General features: G+C 48.3%; 14 protein-coding genes. 8 read left to right on the forward strand and 6 right to left on the reverse strand.

What is annotated here, in order from left to right:
• The first annotated feature begins 52 nt into the window (after positions 1 to 52).
• The 3 genes from DFP83_RS07645 to DFP83_RS07655 are packed head-to-tail and all read left to right on the forward strand — an operon-like array spanning position 53 to position 2,704.
• Entirely contained in the window at positions 53 to 988 is a 936-nt protein-coding gene (locus DFP83_RS07645; protein ID WP_110574486.1) for an META domain-containing protein, read from the forward strand.
• An 8-nt stretch (positions 989 to 996) separates the two neighbouring features.
• Complete coding sequence (locus tag DFP83_RS07650) at positions 997 to 1,449, forward strand: RrF2 family transcriptional regulator (RefSeq protein ID WP_110574487.1); 453 nt, start codon at positions 997 to 999, stop codon at positions 1,447 to 1,449.
• Complete coding sequence (locus DFP83_RS07655) at positions 1,439 to 2,704, forward strand: metal-dependent hydrolase family protein (RefSeq protein ID WP_110574488.1); 1,266 nt, start codon at positions 1,439 to 1,441, stop codon at positions 2,702 to 2,704. Before DFP83_RS07650 ends, DFP83_RS07655 begins: the two co-directional genes overlap by 11 nt.
• Before the next feature lie 10 nt (positions 2,705 to 2,714).
• Here DFP83_RS07655 and DFP83_RS07660 read toward each other — a convergent pair whose 3' ends face one another.
• From DFP83_RS07660 to DFP83_RS07675, 4 genes are all read right to left on the reverse strand, one after another.
• Positions 2,715 to 3,587, reverse strand: coding sequence for a MaoC/PaaZ C-terminal domain-containing protein (locus tag DFP83_RS07660; RefSeq protein ID WP_241971586.1), 873 nt, complete (start codon positions 3,585 to 3,587; stop codon positions 2,715 to 2,717).
• A 13-nt stretch (positions 3,588 to 3,600) separates the two neighbouring features.
• Positions 3,601 to 6,669 (reverse strand): AAA family ATPase, encoded by a 3,069-nt coding sequence (locus DFP83_RS07665; RefSeq protein ID WP_110574492.1) that lies wholly within the window; start codon positions 6,667 to 6,669, stop codon positions 3,601 to 3,603.
• Positions 6,666 to 7,814 (reverse strand): exonuclease SbcCD subunit D, encoded by a 1,149-nt coding sequence (locus DFP83_RS07670; RefSeq protein ID WP_110574494.1) that lies wholly within the window; start codon positions 7,812 to 7,814, stop codon positions 6,666 to 6,668. The genes DFP83_RS07665 and DFP83_RS07670 overlap by 4 nt, the downstream gene beginning before the upstream one ends.
• A 76-nt stretch (positions 7,815 to 7,890) precedes the next feature.
• Positions 7,891 to 9,930, reverse strand: coding sequence for a BCCT family transporter (locus DFP83_RS07675; RefSeq protein WP_110574496.1), 2,040 nt, complete (start codon positions 9,928 to 9,930; stop codon positions 7,891 to 7,893).
• A 123-nt stretch (positions 9,931 to 10,053) separates the two neighbouring features.
• On the opposite strand from DFP83_RS07675, the gene DFP83_RS07680 reads away from it, so the two are divergent.
• Positions 10,054 to 10,644: a TetR/AcrR family transcriptional regulator gene (locus DFP83_RS07680; protein ID WP_110574498.1), complete on the forward strand. Its 591-nt coding sequence runs from the start codon at positions 10,054 to 10,056 to the stop codon at positions 10,642 to 10,644.
• On the opposite strand, the gene DFP83_RS07685 is transcribed toward DFP83_RS07680, so the two are convergent.
• Positions 10,630 to 11,853, reverse strand: a complete 1,224-nt coding sequence (locus tag DFP83_RS07685; RefSeq protein WP_241971587.1) for a cyanate transporter — start codon at positions 11,851 to 11,853, stop codon at positions 10,630 to 10,632. The two genes, DFP83_RS07680 and DFP83_RS07685, sit on opposite strands and share 15 nt — an antisense overlap.
• Before the next feature lie 99 nt (positions 11,854 to 11,952).
• Between DFP83_RS07685 and gmk the strand changes: the two genes are divergently transcribed.
• From gmk to DFP83_RS07705, 4 genes are all read left to right on the forward strand, one after another.
• Positions 11,953 to 12,579, forward strand: a complete 627-nt coding sequence (gene gmk / locus DFP83_RS07690) for a guanylate kinase (RefSeq protein ID WP_110574500.1) — start codon at positions 11,953 to 11,955, stop codon at positions 12,577 to 12,579.
• A gap of 68 nt (positions 12,580 to 12,647) precedes the next feature.
• Positions 12,648 to 12,920: a DNA-directed RNA polymerase subunit omega gene (gene rpoZ / locus DFP83_RS07695; protein WP_110574502.1), complete on the forward strand. Its 273-nt coding sequence runs from the start codon at positions 12,648 to 12,650 to the stop codon at positions 12,918 to 12,920.
• Between the two features lie 173 nt (positions 12,921 to 13,093).
• Entirely contained in the window at positions 13,094 to 15,199 is a 2,106-nt protein-coding gene (gene spoT / locus DFP83_RS07700; protein ID WP_110574504.1) for a bifunctional GTP diphosphokinase/guanosine-3',5'-bis pyrophosphate 3'-pyrophosphohydrolase, read from the forward strand.
• Between the two features lies 1 nt (position 15,200).
• Positions 15,201 to 15,593: a RidA family protein gene (locus DFP83_RS07705; protein WP_110574506.1), complete on the forward strand. Its 393-nt coding sequence runs from the start codon at positions 15,201 to 15,203 to the stop codon at positions 15,591 to 15,593.
• 17 nt (positions 15,594 to 15,610) lie between these two features.
• On the opposite strand, the gene DFP83_RS07710 is transcribed toward DFP83_RS07705, so the two are convergent.
• Positions 15,611 to 16,960, reverse strand: coding sequence for a Na+/H+ antiporter NhaC family protein (locus DFP83_RS07710; RefSeq protein ID WP_110574509.1), 1,350 nt, complete (start codon positions 16,958 to 16,960; stop codon positions 15,611 to 15,613).
• Between the last annotated feature and the right edge of the window lie 95 nt (positions 16,961 to 17,055).

The raw sequence follows: 17,055 nt of genomic DNA on the forward strand, positions 1-17,055 counted from the left end.
AGTGGCGGTATGCTGAAACTTAAAGGCGTGTATTCATCAAATTAGGTGACTTATGTTTAGATTAGGTTGTGTTGTACTGCTCGTAAGTTTGGTCGTTGTTGGCTGTTCATCGTTGCCATCGCAACGCGATATGAGTAAAGAGCAGGTATTTATTTGTGGTGCCTACACGGTTAAAACCGAGTTTAAAAATGAACAACTCGTCGTGCGGTTTGACGACCGCCAGGATACCTTAAATCAGCAACCGGTCGCATCGGGTGCTAAATTTGTGTCTGAAGATGGCGAGAGCACATTTTGGAATAAAGGCGATACGGCGAACTTTATTTGGCGCGGAGAATCTTTGCCCGATTGTCGAGCGGCGGACTCGTTACCCAAAGCTTTTTCGGCATCGGGTAATGAGCCGTTTTGGGCTTTGTCGATGAACGCTCAGCAGGTTGAAGTGAGCACACCTGAAAAAGAGTGGATGGCTACGGTAACTGAGATTGAATCGGTCGGTGATGATAGCAGTGTGCCAAGCTGGCGAGTGAATACTGCTAATGGCGATCAACTGGATATTCGCGCGAAGGTTTGCCGAGATTCCATGAGTGGCATGATTTATCCCTTTACGGTGAATTACTCGGGCGACTTCAATGCCACAGGGTGTGGTGGTGAAACCATTGATCTTTTACAAGGACCTAAGTGGATTTTGACTGAGGCTAATGCATCAATGACACCGTCGTCTAACATGTACATTCAGTTTTTAGCGGACGGCAAGCTGGTGGGGTCAGACGGCTGTAATCAGCGCTTTGGCCAATATCAGTTTGGTAGTGAAATGGTGCACTTAAAGTGGATGGGGAGTACACGCCGTGCCTGCTCAGCGACAGTGATGGAGGACGCTCGCAGCTTTGCCGAGGCAGTCAATAACGTCAGAGCCATTGATTTCGACCAGAATACACTCATTATAGAAAGCCGTACTGGAACCCGATTAAAATTAAAGCATGAGAAAACCTAGGAACCCGCGTGCAATTAAAGAAATATACAGATTATGGTCTAAGAGTACTTATCTACCTCGCTGCATCGGACCGCGATAAGCGCGCAACGATTAATGATTTGAGTGATGTATTTTCGGTGCCAAAGAATCATCTAAATAAAGTGGTGCATCATCTGGGAAAGTTAGGCTTTATTGAAACGTGGCGTGGCAAAGGTGGTGGCTTTTCACTTGCGGTTGATGCAAGTGACATGCGGCTTGATAACGTCATCCGACAGTTGGAAGGTGATGAAGACTGGATTGATTGTTTGAACCCAAAGTGTAAGATTTATCCAGTATGTGGTTTAAAAGGAATTATCCACGCAGGTAAAGAGCAGTTTTATAGTTACCTCGCTGAATACACCATAGCTTCGTTGGTTGAACGACCGGAAGCGATTCAAGTGCTTTGGCACATAAATACCCAGGAGTTGAATAATGAAACATAAAATAGCTCTTAGTTTGGTGTTGGCGGTCTGTAGTTCTGCAGCTCAAGCAGAAGGCTGGTTACATTGCGGAAATGTATTTGATAGTGAACGCGGTGAGCTGATCGGTGCACGTTATATTCAGTTCGATAATGACAAAATTATTGATGTGACTTCAGAGCAGCCCAATGCCGATGTTGTCGATCTGAGCGATAAGACCTGTCTTCCCGGATTAACAGATTTGCACGTCCATTTAGATGGTCAATCGGGTCCTGCGGCTTACCTCAATCGTTTCACCGAGGGACCTGCTGATCTTGCTTACACCGCGCACAACTACGGTATGAAAACGTTGTTAGCCGGTTTCACTACTGTGCGTAACCCGGGAGATTCCTACAATGTGACGCTCGCATTGAGAGATGCGATTAAGGCGGGCAAAGTCAGTGGTCCACGTATTTATAGTGCCGGTAAATCACTTGCTACCACGGGTGGACATGCCGATCCAACCAACGGTGTGCGCCCAGACTTGATGGGTGAACCCGGTCCCAAGCAAGGCGTGGTAAACAGCCCCGCTGACGTTAAGGAAGCCATTCGTCAACATTACAAAGACGGTGCCGATTTTATTAAAATTACTGCGACAGGCGGTGTGTTGAGCATGGCATCAAGTGGTGAAAATCCACAATTTACTGATGATGAGCTCAAAGCACTGGTGGCGATCGCCGACGACTATAATTTTCACATTGCGGCCCATGCCCATGGGAAAAGTGGCATGTTACGGGCTGTGAATGCGGGCATTGATACGATTGAGCATGGCACGTACATGGACGACGAAGTGATTGCTGCAATGAAGTCGAATGGTACGTACCTCGTACCGACAATCATGGCAGGCAAGTTTGTTGCTGAGAAGGCGAAAATAGACGGTTATTTTCCCGCGGTTGTGAAGCCTAAGGCGTTGGCTATCGGTCCTAAAATCCAAGATACGTTCGCCACCGCTTATAAAGCGGGGGTAAAAATTGGTTTCGGGACAGATAGCGGTGTCTCAGCGCATGGCGACAATGCGAAAGAGTTCGAGTTTATGGTTGAAGCGGGAATGCCTGCAGTCGAGGCGATCCAAGCGGCAACTATCGCTGCCTCAGATATTTTACGAGACCCGCGTCTAGGACGCATCGAGCGTGGCGCCTATGCCGATGTAATTGCAGTAGATGGCAATCCGCTGCAAGACATTACTGAATTACAGCGGGTCACTTTTGTTATGAAAGACGGTGAAATCCACAAGCAATAACAACCAACAACTACGAAGGGAAACGGATTTTCCCTTCGAGTTGTACTTGAGTATTGTCGTTGTTTCGCACTTCATAGCCTTCTGGCGATTCTGTATTACGCCATAGCCGTATGCGCGCGGGTAAAATCACCGGACGCTTAAAGGTGACGTCGATATAGTTAGCGCTTTGCCCCTCGATTCGCTCAATATCGGCCTGCGCGCGTGCCATCATGTACATGCCGTGAATAATGGGTTTGTTAAAGCCAAACCAACGCGATGTATAGGGATGAAGGTGGATGGGGTTAAAATCACCCGACACACGTGCGTAGCGTCGGCCTAAACCCGAGCCGAGCTGCCAGTGATGTAAATATGTCCAGTTTGGCTTTTCAATTTTAGACTCTGGTTTCTTCGCTCGTGGCGCTTCGTTACCTTGGGCTTTCATCACTTGATATGTGCTGACACAGCGCACGACTTCCTTGTTATCTTGATAAAAACTCACTTCAAACTTGGGTCGTAATCGACGCGGAGACACTTGGGGACCGCGCGCGGGAACACTCACAGATGCTTTAATATAAAACGGTTGATCGGGTTGAATGCGCTCTAGTTGCTCGAGGCGGTTGTTTAAGTGAACCAATCCTGGAGCAGGCCAAGGAAAGCGTTTATCCAACATCTGTGCAAGATGAGTACGTTGCGCAAGGCAATAAAACAACGACAAGGGTATGTCACTGACAAAGCCACCAAACATGTTTTTGTAGGCGGCAATACGTTTCTCAGAGAGGGCTTCTAGACTATATTCGTGCTCTATCTTTTCAGCGTCGGCTTCGCTTTCGTCGTTACGCAAAAGCGTGAGTAACGAGCGTGCGAGCATGCCTGGCATTGCTGGAAGCGTTGTTGGTGAATGCATGACACCATCCATATTAGTTATTTACCCTCGTAGTGATGTGACTACCGTGTTGACCCTTATGAACATCAATGCGCGTATCAATGCGCTCTTTTAATTCTCGCACATGGGAGATGATTCCAACACTCCGACCACTGGCACGCAGGTTTGCAAGGACATCAATGGCCGCATCAAGCGCTTGTTCGTCTAGGCTGCCGAAGCCCTCATCAACAAATAGCATATCTAACTTAATACCACCCGAGTATTGCTGAACCACTTCTGATAAGCCGAGCGCTAATGCGAGCGCAGCTTGAAAGCTCTCGCCGCCGGATAGTGTCTTGGTTGAACGTTGAATTCCCGTGTAAGCATCAGTAACCGCGAGGTTCAATCCACTTGCTGAGCGCGCGTCGCTGACTTCATTTTCGCGTACCAACTGATAGCGATGGTGCGTCATCTTACCTAGATGTTGCGATGCAACAATTAGTATATCATCTAGTAGAACACTTAATATAAAACGGTGCAAACTTAAACGTTGGGGATTTTGCCCTGTGGCGAGGTGAGCCAGTGTACCAATATTGGCGTATTTCGCCTCAAGCTCCTGGTTCTGTATAGCGAGCTGCTGCAGGCGTTGCGCGGATTTTTCGCTGTTAAACAACACACTTTGCTGTTGGTTAAACAGGGTCTGTTCTGACTCATGCTCTTTACGTATCTTTTCAAGTGTAAGCGTCAACTGCTCGGTATTGGCTGGCGAGATGTCATCGACCTGTCGTTTCAGCTCGGTGATCGTTGAGCGCAGTTCAATAGACCGTTGGTTATATTCTGTGACCACTTGGTTTAGGCGTTCGAGGTCTGCTTCAGCGATCTGTGCCGACTTAAAGTCGTCAACTGTCTCAAAATTACTCGCTGCAAGCTGTCGCGCCCAGTCCTCATGCGCTTGCTTTAAGCTGTTGGCGAGGCGCTCGCCTTCTTCAATCTCAGAGTCTAACTGAGTCTGTGTCGCATAGAACTGCTCCGACTGCTTTTGTGCAGCTTTTTGTGCCTGTTCGAGCTGGGTTTCAAAGTGCGTTAACTGGTGTTTCAGTTGTTCTATTCGAGGTTTTACCTCATCAACTTGGATATCGCTTTGCTGCCAGCGAGCTTGCAGATGTTCTAATTCAGTTTGCGTACTGGCGTGCTTAGCCTTTAGTTCGGAGTATTGTGTACGACAGTGTTCGAGCTGCTGCTCAAGCTGTTCACGCTGTTGGTCAGCGCGCTCAAGTTGCTGTTGGAACGCGTCGCGACGGCTTAAGAGGGTATTGCGCAGATTTCTGTCATCGTTGAGGCGAGCCTCTTGCTGTTCAATTGCTTGTTGCGAGAGAGGGTTGAGTTCAGCTAATTGTTCGGTTAATTGGCGGTGTTGCTCGTTAGTTTTCGCTAATGAGGTTTGCTCATTATAAAACGCCTGCTCGGCATGGCGGTAACTGTCGCGTGCGCGCTCAAGTTCGTGTTGCTCAACCAGTGTTTCAGTGTCGGGCTGAGCGGGACTCGGGTGCTCCGTACTACCGCATACTGGACAGGGTTGTGCGGGTTGAAGTTGGCTTGCAAGTAAAGGCGCTTGGCTAGCGAGCCAGCGCTGCTCAAGCTCAGTCGCTTGATTGTAGGCGTGCTGCTTGTGTTGTAGTTTTGTCTCGAGTGAGCGTTGCAGCCGCGCTTGGTCACCTTGTAATGCAATCGCCTGTTGCTCTAACTGCTGCTTTTTGGTGAGTTGTTTACGTTGTTCTGCAAGGGCTAGCGAGCGGCTCTCTAACTCTGGTAGCTCATCTATTCGCGTTTGGACCTGACGTTGCTCAGTAAGGAGTGCTTGAATGTCCGACTGCGTTTTATCATAGGTGGCTCTGAGTTGTTTGCCCTCTTTTTCTTGTTGCTCAACTGAAGCTTTCTCTTGTTTGGTTTGCTTTGATAGCTGTTCAAGCTGCTCAACCGTGGGTAATAAGTCCTCGAGTTTCTGAAGCGTGGTTCTGAGGTGTTTGTTTTGCTCCAGATTGGCGCGCGCTGTATCGAGCTTAGCCTCAAGTGCTTTAAGCGCTGTCGCTTGCTGCTGTTTAGTCTCGGCAAGCTGATGCTGCTTTTGCTGGCTGAGTTGCAACTGCTTCTCGGTTTGTTGCCATTGATTAAACGCCGGTACCAAGCGTATGGCCGCTTGAGCGTCTTTAATCTGTTGCTGTTTGCGGTCGATCTCTGCCTGCTGTTCAGAGAGCGCGCTTTGTTGTTTTTTGGCGTTGTCGAGCTCGCTCAGTTTAGCGTCGCGCGTAAGCTGTTGCTTTAGCTGATAATCGGTGTCGTGAATCTGTTGCGCGAGTTGTTGTAAGCGCTGACGTTTAGTATCTAACTGCGGCTTAAGTTCACTCATATGTTGTTCAAGCTGTTCGAGACTTTCAGATTCGGTACCTTCGAGGATATGCGCTTTTTGTTGCTCCAGTTGCTCAAATGCTTTCTTCAGTTCACTCGCCTGTTGCTTGAACAATTCCTCGTAACGCTTAAACCGTTGTGTTTGAAAGAGTTGTGAGAGGATATTTTCACGTTCGTTGGCATCGGCGTTGAGTAGTTCGCGGAACTTACCTTGCGGCAATACGACGACCTGACGAAATTGCTCAGCTCGCAAGCCAATGAGTGTTTCTATGAACTTGTTGACCTCAGTCACTTTACGCGTCTCGATGGGCTGCCAATCCATCGCATCCAACGCTTGCGCGTTTTGCCACTCACTGCGTAACTGGTAAAGCGAGGCGGTGGTACGACGTTCTACAGTTGTATGTCCTCGTTGTCCGAGCACATGTTGTGTCGGTTGACGCGAAACACGATAGATTTTAGAGCCAATGGCAAAAACAAACTCAACCTCAGTAGCACAGTCATCCGCCGCGTGATCACAGCGCATTTGCTTACCTGCGCGGTCTTGTCCGGTGGTTTCGCCGTATAGGGCAAAACTTATCGCATCGAGCAGCGTTGTTTTGCCTGCGCCCGTTGCGCCATTAATCAAGAACAAGGGGTGTTCGCCTAATAACGTGAAGTTAATTGACTGTTGCGTAGGAAAAGGACCAAACGCCTGCATGTTGAGCACGAGTGGTTTCACGATTCTGACTCCTCTTGTTCAATCCGTTGAATAACCTGCGCAATGGCTGTTTTTTGGTCGTCAGTGAGCGGTTCGCCATGTACTTCCGAAAAGAAGTCTTGGATAAGTTCGCTGTCCGCTTTTTTAAGGTGCTCCTGAGCGTGTGCACCCGGTGCCGCGTTGTTTTGCTCCAACTGCTCTTTACGAAGCTGCATCAGATTGGGGTAATAGGCTCGTAATTTTGCCATGGGATGGAGTATGGCTTGCTTGTCCGTCAGTATCGCCTGAATAAAATCACTGCAGTGGGGATCGTTTTTAGCCTGTTCAATCAGCTCGGTTAACTGACCTTTAATAACGCGCATATCCTGATCAGGTTTGAGTGCTATTTGGGTAATATGCTTCAAACCGGTGTTATCGATATCCAGAAGTGTCACTGACTTCCGTTGATTTGCCTCAGAAAAGCTATATTTCATTAACGAACCACTGTAACGAATATGCTCCAAACCTTTGTACTGTGGTTGATGCAGATGACCGAGCGCGGCATAGTCGAAATCTGCAAACATCTGCCAATCCACCCGATCCGCGCCGCCAATAGATAGTGGCCGCTCTGATTCTGACTCAGACGCGCCATCTAAATAACAGTGGCTTACGATGATATTGCGGCGTGCTCCGTTACGCTCGGCGTTAATACGGTCAACAATTAATTGATGAGCTGTATTAAAATCTTTACATTCACTATTGAGCCAATGATTTACCTGCAAAGGATCGTGGAAAGGCACACACCAAACATTCACCTCGGTTTCTGAATCACGCAGCACGACGGGCTCGGTGCACTCTGGTAAGTCGGTGATTAAGTGTAGCTTCGCTTGTTTGAGAAGGTTCGTCGCGAACCCAAGACGCTCAGCGCCATCGTGATTGCCTGAGATCGCTACGATGGGTCGTTGACGCTGAACAGCCACTTGGTCAACAAAATCACTGAATGCTTTCACAGCGGCCGAAGGGGGCACTGAGCGATCATAGATGTCACCTGCGATAATGACCGCATCAACGGCGTGTTCGTCAATAACATCGACCAGCTGTTGGAGTAATGTCTGTTGCTGTTCAAGCAGCGACTGTTGGTGAAACAAACGGCCAAGGTGCCAATCTGAGGTGTGCAAAATCTTCATGATGGTTATCTGAACGCCAAACAAAAAACCAGTATATCAGATAAAAAAAGCCCCCATGACTGGGGGCTTGAATTGTTTACTTATTGGTTTCGATGTCTTGTAAATCTTCGTCGTGCTTTTCCATCTCCCACGGCAAGACGCCGGGGCTGTGGTGTCTGAAGTGCAAGTAATTCTCGAACTGATTAATGACATCGTTGATGATGTCGGTCATTTCGTAGCCATAAAGGTCGTAAGATTGACCACCTTGACGTAAGAATAACTCAGCACGATAGTACGACTCGTTGACATGACTCGGGCGCAATACGAACTGAGGCATCGAGTACTCTCGTAAGCGAATCTCGTAGGCAAAGTCGAGGTCACCCTCACGTTCCACGGTCAGCATAATACGGTCATGCTCTTCGTCTTTGGTAAATTGCGCGGGCCAGTCTTGAGATTGCAGCTCAGATTTCACTTTCTCTAGCGCCTCACTCGCGCGTCCGTAGATAAATTCCTTAACTTCATTTTGCTGCGGGAATTTGACGAGTCCGCGCAGGCGCTTCTTCCAATAGTCAGGACCTTCATTGACGCCACGACGGTGCGACTGACGGTGGCTTTTAAGGCTTGAGTACTGGTGGCCCTCGATAACTAACGCGCGCCACATACCGACCGCGGCAATCAAAATAATGATTGAGAACGGTAAGGCGCTTGTAATTGCTGCGGTTTGCAGCGCATTGAGTCCGCCTGCAACCAGCAAGACTGCGGCGATAAGCCCCTCGATTGACGCCCAAAAAACACGCTGCCATACCGGTGTTTCACCCACGCCGCCTGAGGCTAACGAATCGACGACCAAGGAACCGGAATCCGACGAGGTAACGAAGAATGTAATAATCAGAAGCACTGTTGCGAAACTCAGCACATTGGTGAGTGGTAAGTTTTCGAACAGTTTGAATAGCGCAATCGCCTGATTATTTTGTACTTCAGCTATCAGCGAGGTATAGCCTTCGTTCATGATCATATTCAGAGCGGTATCACCAAATACCGCAAACCAGAAGAAGGTAAAGAAAGTTGGTACCAACATAACACCCAGTACAAATTGGCGAATCGTGCGGCCACGGCTAATCTTGGCAATAAACAGACCGACGAACGGCGCCCAAGCGATGGTCCAGCCAAAGATAAAGAGTGTCCAGTTACCTATCCAGTCACTGCGAGTGTACGCTTGCAGATTAAAGGTACGTTCGACGATGCCACTTAGGTAGGCGCCTGTGTTCTGCAAGTAAGTTTCAAGGATATGTACTGTCGGACCCACTGCAAATACAAAGATGAGTAGAAACATCACCAGCGTCATATTGAGCAGTGACAGTCGTTTAATCCCTTTGTCCATGCCGGCAACGACCGAAGCAATCGCTGCTAAAGTAATCACGGCAATGGCGATGACTTGCACGGTGGTATCCACTGGAATGTCTTCCCACAGGTAGTTTAATCCCGTGTTAATTTGGATGACTGAGAGCCCCAGAGTGGTTGCGATACCAAACAACGTACTCAGGATAGCAAAGGTATCGATGGTATGGCCTGCAGGCCCGTGGATCCGATCACCGATAAGTGGATACAAGGTTGAACGCATCGATAGCGGTAAGCCGTGTCGGAATGAGAAGTACGCGAGTACTAGACCGACAAGCCCGTAAATGGCCCAAATGTGGAAGCCCCAGTGGAAGTATGCAATTTGCATGGCTTGCTTAGCGGCATCGACCGTTTCAGCTGCTCCAACGGGCGGTTCGGCAAAGTGCAATACCGGTTCGGCGACGCCGAAAAACAGTAATGCGATGCCGTAACCGGCAGAAAACAACATGGCAAACCACGATGTAAAACTGTACTCGGGTTCACAGTGGTCGGGACCTAACTTAATCCGCCCCCAGCGGGACAAAGCAACTCCGACAATAAAAATCAAGAATAATGCGACAGCCAGCATGTAGAACCAACCGAAGTGCTCGGTGATTCCGGCTAGAGTTGCACTAAAAAGGTTGCCAGCTAGCTCCGGTGCGCTTAAAGTGCCTATTACCAACAAGGCTATTACAATCACAGCAGGGAGGAAGACGGGAACCAAAATGGCATTGCGCCAATTTCCTTTGGCGTTGGACATAAAATGCTCCTGTTCTCTATAATTCTTGTTCGATTATATATAGCCTACTGTGTCTTTATGGAAAAAGCTCACAATTGGTGATTACAGTTTAATGGCAAATGAAATCATTCTTAGGGAAGGAAAATGGCTAGAACACCACAATTTGATAGGGATATTGCACTCAACAATGCCATGCTTTTGTTTTGGAAACAGGGATACCACGCAACATCAATGAAGGATATTGAATATGCGTTGGATATGCGTCCAGGTTCAATTTATGCAGCTTTTGGAAACAAAGAAGCTTTGTTTAACGAGGCTTTAAGAACTTACGGAGAGCGGCTCATCGACCAGTACACTGAACTATTGTTTGAAGGCTCCGACGTAATGGACGGCTTCCGCCAAGTCATGATTACTATGGTGGGCGAATGTGGTCAGGACAAGCCAAGCATGGCTTGCATGATCGTGAAAAGCTTGCTTGAGTTGCACACGCTGGATGACGCAGATGCGTCGACTGCGATTAATTATATCGATCGGTTCGAGAACCTGTTTAAAGAAGCATTTTTGCTAGCTAAAGAGCGTGGTCAGTTGAACGCTTCAGCTGATCCTGAACGCTTGGCGTTGTTATTCCAAGCAACGCTCGTAGGGGTTACGACATATGCTCATCGCGGTCTGGATAAGACAACGCTTGATCAATTAGTCGAAGATGCTTTGGCTCGCATCTTACCGCTTAACTGAGAAAGCGGAACGGTATTTTGCCGGACTAAAGCGCGTCGTCATTAGCAAAATGGCGACGCCTACCACAATATGAAAAGCCCATCCAAACTGATACTCACCACTTAAGTCTCTAAAAGCGCCGGTAACAAGCGGCATAATGCTGGCAAAGATGAAACCGATACCTTGCATAAACGAAACAAGCCTGCCCGATTGTACCGGATCATCAATGTGATCCAGTGCCATTACAATACACAATGGGAATGCGCCACCTAAGCCAAAGCCGCATAGTGCTGACCATAGCCAAGGTGCTTGTTCGGGTAACCAGCATAAGCCGGCAAAGCCGGCCATTTGTGTCACGACCGCGAGCGCTAACCAGGGTCGCCTATCCATGCTACGAGACAGTGTGGGTAGAATCAGTGCGCCCATCACTTGCACTAATGAGAACAATGCGAGTAAATTACCTGCCTGTTGTGTTGTCCAACCAAACTCACCATAAAAGGGCGCTATCCAAGCGATAAACCCTGCGTACCCTGCGTTGACCAATGCAAAGTAGGCTCCGAGTAACCAACTGCGACGAAATTTGAACGCTTTAAGCAGCTCATGACGGGGTGGAATATCAGCATGAGGCACTCGGTTGGCGGGAAGCAGCCAGAGACTCAGTGTCATGACGGCAAGCACCGACCAGCTGGCGAGTGCGATTGAATGCGAGCTAAATTGTGCATCAAGCCAAGGGGTTAAGACGGCACCGAGCGCGGCTCCACCCATCAGTGCAGCTGACCATAGTCCGGTCATCGCACCTAATCGATGTCGAAATTGTTGCTTGGTCAGTTCGGGAATGATGATGTGCAGTAACGCAATACCAAAGCCACCCACTACGGCACTTGTCAGGAGTGTTACTGTTGACGCAGGCCACGCTCTGATCGCCAAGCCGCCAATCAATACCAGCAAGCCGACGGCAATACCTCGTCGATAGCCGAGAGCGCGCGTCATGCGTCCAGCAAATAGCGCCAGAATGCCTATCATCATGATAGGGATCGTGGTGAGCAGGGAGAAGCTACTGTAAGGCATCCCAGAAGCCTCTTGAAGCGCTTGGGTAAGCGGACCTATTGAGGTAAGCAGTGGGCGTAAGTTAAGCCCGAGTAATATCAGTAGTAGTGTTGCAAACCATACTCGTGTGTTGCCCTGCTGGGTGATGCTCATAGCGTCCTTGGCATTGCCTAAAAAGGTCATGATACTGATTTACCCACAAAGAGTGAATGTTAACTTTTTCCAAAACCCGTCGCGCGTGTTATTCTTGCTACCCATATAAAGCAAGGTACCGTGTTTTCTATGGCAAATCACACTGGCAATTTATTTATCATTGCGGCTCCGAGTGGGGCAGGCAAATCGAGCCTTATTGGCGCATTGTTGAACAAATATAATGACGGCTCGATGCAGGTTTCTGTTTCTTGTACCACCCGTGCACCACGCCCAGGTGAGCATGACGGTGTTCATTACCACTTCCTGTCGGTCGAAGGGTTTGAAGAGCGGATCGAGAAAGGCGAGTTTTACGAGTGGGCAAAAGTTTTCGATAATTATTACGGCACATCTAAAAAAGTGATCGAAGAAGGCTTAGCTGCCGGGATCGATATCTTCCTTGATATTGACTGGCAAGGTGCGCAGCAAGTGCGTGAACACCACCCAGATACCTGTTCGATTTTTATTATGCCCCCTTGTTTGGCGACATTAGAACAGCGGCTCAGACGCCGCGGACAAGACAGTGATGAAGTGATTAGTAAGCGAATGGCGAAAGCCCAAGCGGAAATGTCGCATTATCATGAGTTTGATTACTTGCTGGTGAATGATAATTTTGACGATTCGCTCGCACAGCTCGAACACATTGTTTTAGCGCAACGAAATGCCATAGCGGTACAACAAGAACGCCATAAAGCGGTGATTAACGAATTACTTGGCTAATTGCGCTTATTTCCGTATAATTATTAGCCTTTCAAAAAATTTCACTCAGGTTGGATGGAGAGTAGAGCATGGCTCGCGTAACTGTAGAAGACGCTGTTGACCGCGTAGGTAACCGTTTTGATTTGATCTTGCTTGCTGCACGCCGAGCGCGTCAGCTGTCAGTCCAAGGCAAAGATCCATTGGTTGAAACTAAAAACGAGAAGCCCACGGTTATCGCTTTACGCGAGATCGAGCAGGGTAAAATTGATGCTGATCGCTTAGACGCCGAGGAGCGTGTGGCGCAGCAAGAAGCAGACGCAGAAGAAATGCGCGCAGTTGATGCGCTGCGTCGCGTTGAATAAATTTATTAACAGCTAAAGGGGTGACCCTTTAAGTTGCATGAGCTCGCACTCATACTAAAAGCCAACGGTGTATTCCGTTGGCTTTTTTGTCTTTTGCTCTTATGCTGTCAGAAAGCGTCGGTATTTTAACGCAGTAAACACGTTACCTAGTCGCCCACAAATGGAGTCATTCGGTGTATTTATTTGAAGGCCTGAAGAATCAAATAAGTGAGTACTTGCCAAGCGATCAAGTGGATCGTGTTGAACACGCCTTTAAAGTGGCCAAGGATGCCCACAGTAGCCAAAAGCGCAGTAGCGGTGAGCCCTATATAACGCACCCTGTTGCTGTTGCCAGTTTACTTGCGGATATGCGTCTTGATCACGAAACTTTGATGGCGGCATTGCTACACGATGTGATCGAAGATACTGAGATCAAAGAGGAAGACCTGGCCGAAATGTTTGGGTCCACGGTGGCTTCGTTGGTCGAAGGCGTCTCGAAACTGGATAAATTGCAGTTTAACTCAAAAGAAGAAGCGCAAGCTGAAAACTATCGCAAAATGATTATGGCGATGACGCAGGATATCCGCGTCATTCTTATCAAACTGGCCGATCGTACACACAACATGCGCACTATCCAGCATTTACGTCCCGACAAACGGCGTCGAATTGCTCGCGAGACGTTAGAGATATATGCGCCATTGGCTCATCGTTTGGGTATCCATGATGTAAAAAATGAGTTGGAGCGACTTGGGTTTTGGGCTTTGTTTCCTTGGCGTGCTCAGTTACTCGAATCTGAGGTTAAAAAAGCGCGCGGTAATCGCCGTGAGTTTATGGACCGTGTTCAACAAGAGATCCATGCGCGACTTGAGGGTAATCAAATCAGCGCGCGCGTGATGGGTCGTGAGAAGCATCTGCACAGTATTTATCGCAAGATGTTGAACAAAGAGCTGCGCTTTAATCAAGTCATGGATATTTACGCCTTTCGTGTGATTGTTGACTCCGTTGATACTTGTTATCGGGTACTTGGGGCGCTGCATAACTTGTATAAGCCGATTGAAACTCGATTTAAAGATTATATCGCTATCCCTAAGTCGAACGGTTACCAGTCATTGCACACGTCTTTAAAGGGGCCACACGGTGTACCGGTTGAGATTCAGATTCGTACAGAAGAGATGGATTTGATGGCGGATCGCGGTGTTGCAGCGCATTGGTTATACAAGAATAATGATGATTCGGGTACGACCGCGCAAGTGCGTGCGCGTAAGTGGATGCAAAGTTTATTGGAGCTGCAGCAAAGTGCTGGAAGCTCGTTTGAATTCATCGAAAATGTGAAGTCAGACTTATTTCCGGATGAGATTTACGTGTTTACTCCGGACGGACGCATTGTGGAGTTACCGCAAGGTGCCACCGCCGTCGACTTTGCTTATGCGGTGCATACTGATGTGGGTAATACCTGTGTTGGTGCGCGTGTTAATCATCGTACATATTCGCTCAGTAAACCGTTAGAGACAGGGCAAACCGTTGAAATTAAAACCGTACCTGGCTCACGTCCTAATATTGCTTGGCTGAACTTTGTGGTCACAGGTAAAGCACGCGCTAAGATCCGGCAGTTTTTGAAAGGTCAGCAAGCGTCAGAAGCAGAGCATTTAGGTGAACGTCTATTGCGCTCGGCATTGGGCTCGTTGAGCTATGATGAAATCCCTAATGCGGAATTTGAGCGGGTCATAGCCGAACTCAAACTCGAAACTCGTGCCGAGCTATTAAAGCAGATTGGTCTGGGCAACCTAATGTCCTTGGCGGTCGCTAAGCGCTTAATGGGTGAACTGCAGCCGTTAAAAGATGAGAGCTTAAGTCGTAAGAGCCTATCCATTAAAGGTGCTGAAGGGCTGCTAGTAAGTTTTGCCAAGTGCTGTCGCCCGATTCCAGGTGATGACATTATTGCGCATGTGAGTCCAGGTAAAGGTTTGGTCATTCATCGCCGTGAATGTAAGAACGTACGAGGTCACGAAGATGAGCCGGGTCGTTATTTCCCTGTCGAGTGGGACAACAACCCAGAAGCTGAATTTATTTCGGAGATTAGAATCGAGATTATTAACCACCAAGGCGCATTAGCGAAGCTGACTTCAGCTATTGCGACCACAGGGTGTAATATCGACGGTCTCAAAACTGAAGAAATCGATGCCAACATTTATTTTATTGATGTGGCACTGACCATTAAAAATAGAAAGCATCTCGCTGATGTGATTCGTCATATCCGTAAGATGCCTGATGTACAGCGCGTGACGCGCTTAAGGAAGTAAAATGTCTAAGGTAATTATTGCAACAGATAAAGCGCCTGCGGCCATTGGCACCTATTCGCAAGCGGTAAAAATTGGCACCACTGTTTATCTTTCCGGCCAAATCCCACTTGACCCAGAAACAATGGAACTGGTGTCAGAAGACTTTGAGCAGCAAGCTGAGCAAGTGTTTAAAAACCTAGCGGCTGTGTGTGAGGCTGCTGGCGGTGAGCTTCAAGATATGGTGAAAGTACAAATCTACTTAACGGATTTGGGCGAATTTGCCATTGTTAATGAAGTCATGGCTCGCCACTTTAGCAAGCCATACCCCGCGCGCGCAGCGATTGGTGTTAAACAATTGCCTAAAGGTGCGCAGATTGAGATTGATGGTATTCTCGAGCTGCCTAGCACCAATTAGTTCTCGATAGAAGCGGTCTAAGTGACCGCTTCTGTTTGTTCTGGCACGCGATCCTCAAGTGGTCTACGCCAGATAATAATCGCCAAGGCAACGGCTCCCAGAATAAAACAGTAACCGGTATGGATGCTGACCGATAAAGGCGAGATACCAAAGCTCGCGCCCATCAATAATGCCTGTGCGCCATACGGCAACGCACCTTGAACAACACATGCGAAGATATCCAATAAGCTGGCGCTTTGGCGCGCGGCAAGGTTACCTTTTTTAGCTAAACGTGAACTGACCTCGCCTGCTAAAAGAATGCTTACCGTGTTATTGGCAACGCACAAGTTCGTTAATGACGTAAGACCCGCAACCCCAAAGGCAGAAGACCGCTGCTTATGCTTGCTAATACGGCTCGTCACCGCTTCAACAGCTTTAGCGAGAAACGCTAAGCCACCTTGTTGGCGAATGAGGCCTGATAAGCCACCAATCAGTAACGAAAGCAAGAAGATTTCCTGCATCGACGAGAAACCATCATAAATATCTTGGCTGAACTTAACCCACTCGTAATCCACTGCAACCATGCCAAACGCCGCCGCGAGCACAATGCCTAAACCCAGTACCGCAAATACATTCAGTCCCATGACAGCGAGTACGATAATGGCAAAGTAAGGAATACACAGCCAAAGATTGGCTTCAGGGATATTCAGTGGCGCATTACTCGTGTCATAGCTGATTAACCAAATCAGAGTGATGACAGCGGCAGGAATCGCAATTTTTAAGTTTGCCTTAAACTTGTCTCGCATACTGCACCCTTGGGTGCGCGTAGCGGCAATGGTGGTGTCGGAAATAATAGAAAGGTTATCACCAAACATCGCGCCGCTGACCAACACGCCAGCTAATAACGGTAAGCTTATGTCGGTTGCCTCGCCGATACCGAGTGCGACCGGTGCAAGCGCGGCAAGCGTCCCCATTGAGGTACCCATGGCGGTCGAGATTACGCCTGCGATGATGAACAGACCGGGCAACAAAAATGAGGCGGGAATAATACCTAACCCCAGTGCGACCATGGCATCAACACCGCCTGTCGCCTCGGCAACAGTCGAGAATGCACCCGCCAGCAGGTAGATCATACACATGGTGACAATGTTACTGTCGCCGACACCGGCTACGAATGTCGCAATGCGTTCTTCAAATGCTTGTTTACTCAGCAGAATACCCAAAGCAATCGCGGGTAAGATGGCTACCGGGCTCGGTAACTGATAAAACGCGTACTCAACACCTTCCGACTGAAAGTAAATACCAGTTCCTAAAAATAGCGCGAGGAACAAGGCAAGCGGCAATAATGCCTTAGCGCTAGCAGGTTGCGCGGGAATTTGTGACGACATAAGTGACCTTTAAGGTAATTCAATTGTTTTGTTTAGACGTCCAGAAGTTTATATAGCTAATTGATGTGATGCAACCTTTATTAAAAACCGTGTAC

It is taken from the genome of Idiomarina fontislapidosi (assembly GCF_003226255.1).
GTDB classification, from domain to species: Bacteria; Pseudomonadota; Gammaproteobacteria; order Enterobacterales; family Alteromonadaceae; genus Idiomarina; species Idiomarina fontislapidosi.

Bases quoted from the DNA above. Each gene is read 5' to 3' on its own strand.
- DFP83_RS07655 (WP_110574488.1), top strand. From the start codon at position 1,439: ATGAAACATAAAATAGCTCTTAGTTTGGTGTTGGCGGTCTGTAGTTCT.
- DFP83_RS07645 (WP_110574486.1), top strand. From the start codon at position 53: ATGTTTAGATTAGGTTGTGTTGTACTGCTCGTAAGTTTGGTCGTTGTT.
- DFP83_RS07675 (WP_110574496.1), bottom strand. From the start codon at position 9,930: ATGTCCAACGCCAAAGGAAATTGGCGCAATGCCATTTTGGTTCCCGTC.
- DFP83_RS07685 (WP_241971587.1), bottom strand. From the start codon at position 11,853: ATGACCTTTTTAGGCAATGCCAAGGACGCTATGAGCATCACCCAGCAG.
- gmk (WP_110574500.1), top strand. From the start codon at position 11,953: ATGGCAAATCACACTGGCAATTTATTTATCATTGCGGCTCCGAGTGGG.
- rpoZ (WP_110574502.1), top strand. From the start codon at position 12,648: ATGGCTCGCGTAACTGTAGAAGACGCTGTTGACCGCGTAGGTAACCGT.
- DFP83_RS07705 (WP_110574506.1), top strand. From the start codon at position 15,201: ATGTCTAAGGTAATTATTGCAACAGATAAAGCGCCTGCGGCCATTGGC.
- DFP83_RS07670 (WP_110574494.1), bottom strand. From the start codon at position 7,814: ATGAAGATTTTGCACACCTCAGATTGGCACCTTGGCCGTTTGTTTCAC.
- DFP83_RS07710 (WP_110574509.1), bottom strand. From the start codon at position 16,960: ATGTCGTCACAAATTCCCGCGCAACCTGCTAGCGCTAAGGCATTATTG.
- DFP83_RS07680 (WP_110574498.1), top strand. From the start codon at position 10,054: ATGGCTAGAACACCACAATTTGATAGGGATATTGCACTCAACAATGCC.
- DFP83_RS07660 (WP_241971586.1), bottom strand. From the start codon at position 3,587: ATGCATTCACCAACAACGCTTCCAGCAATGCCAGGCATGCTCGCACGC.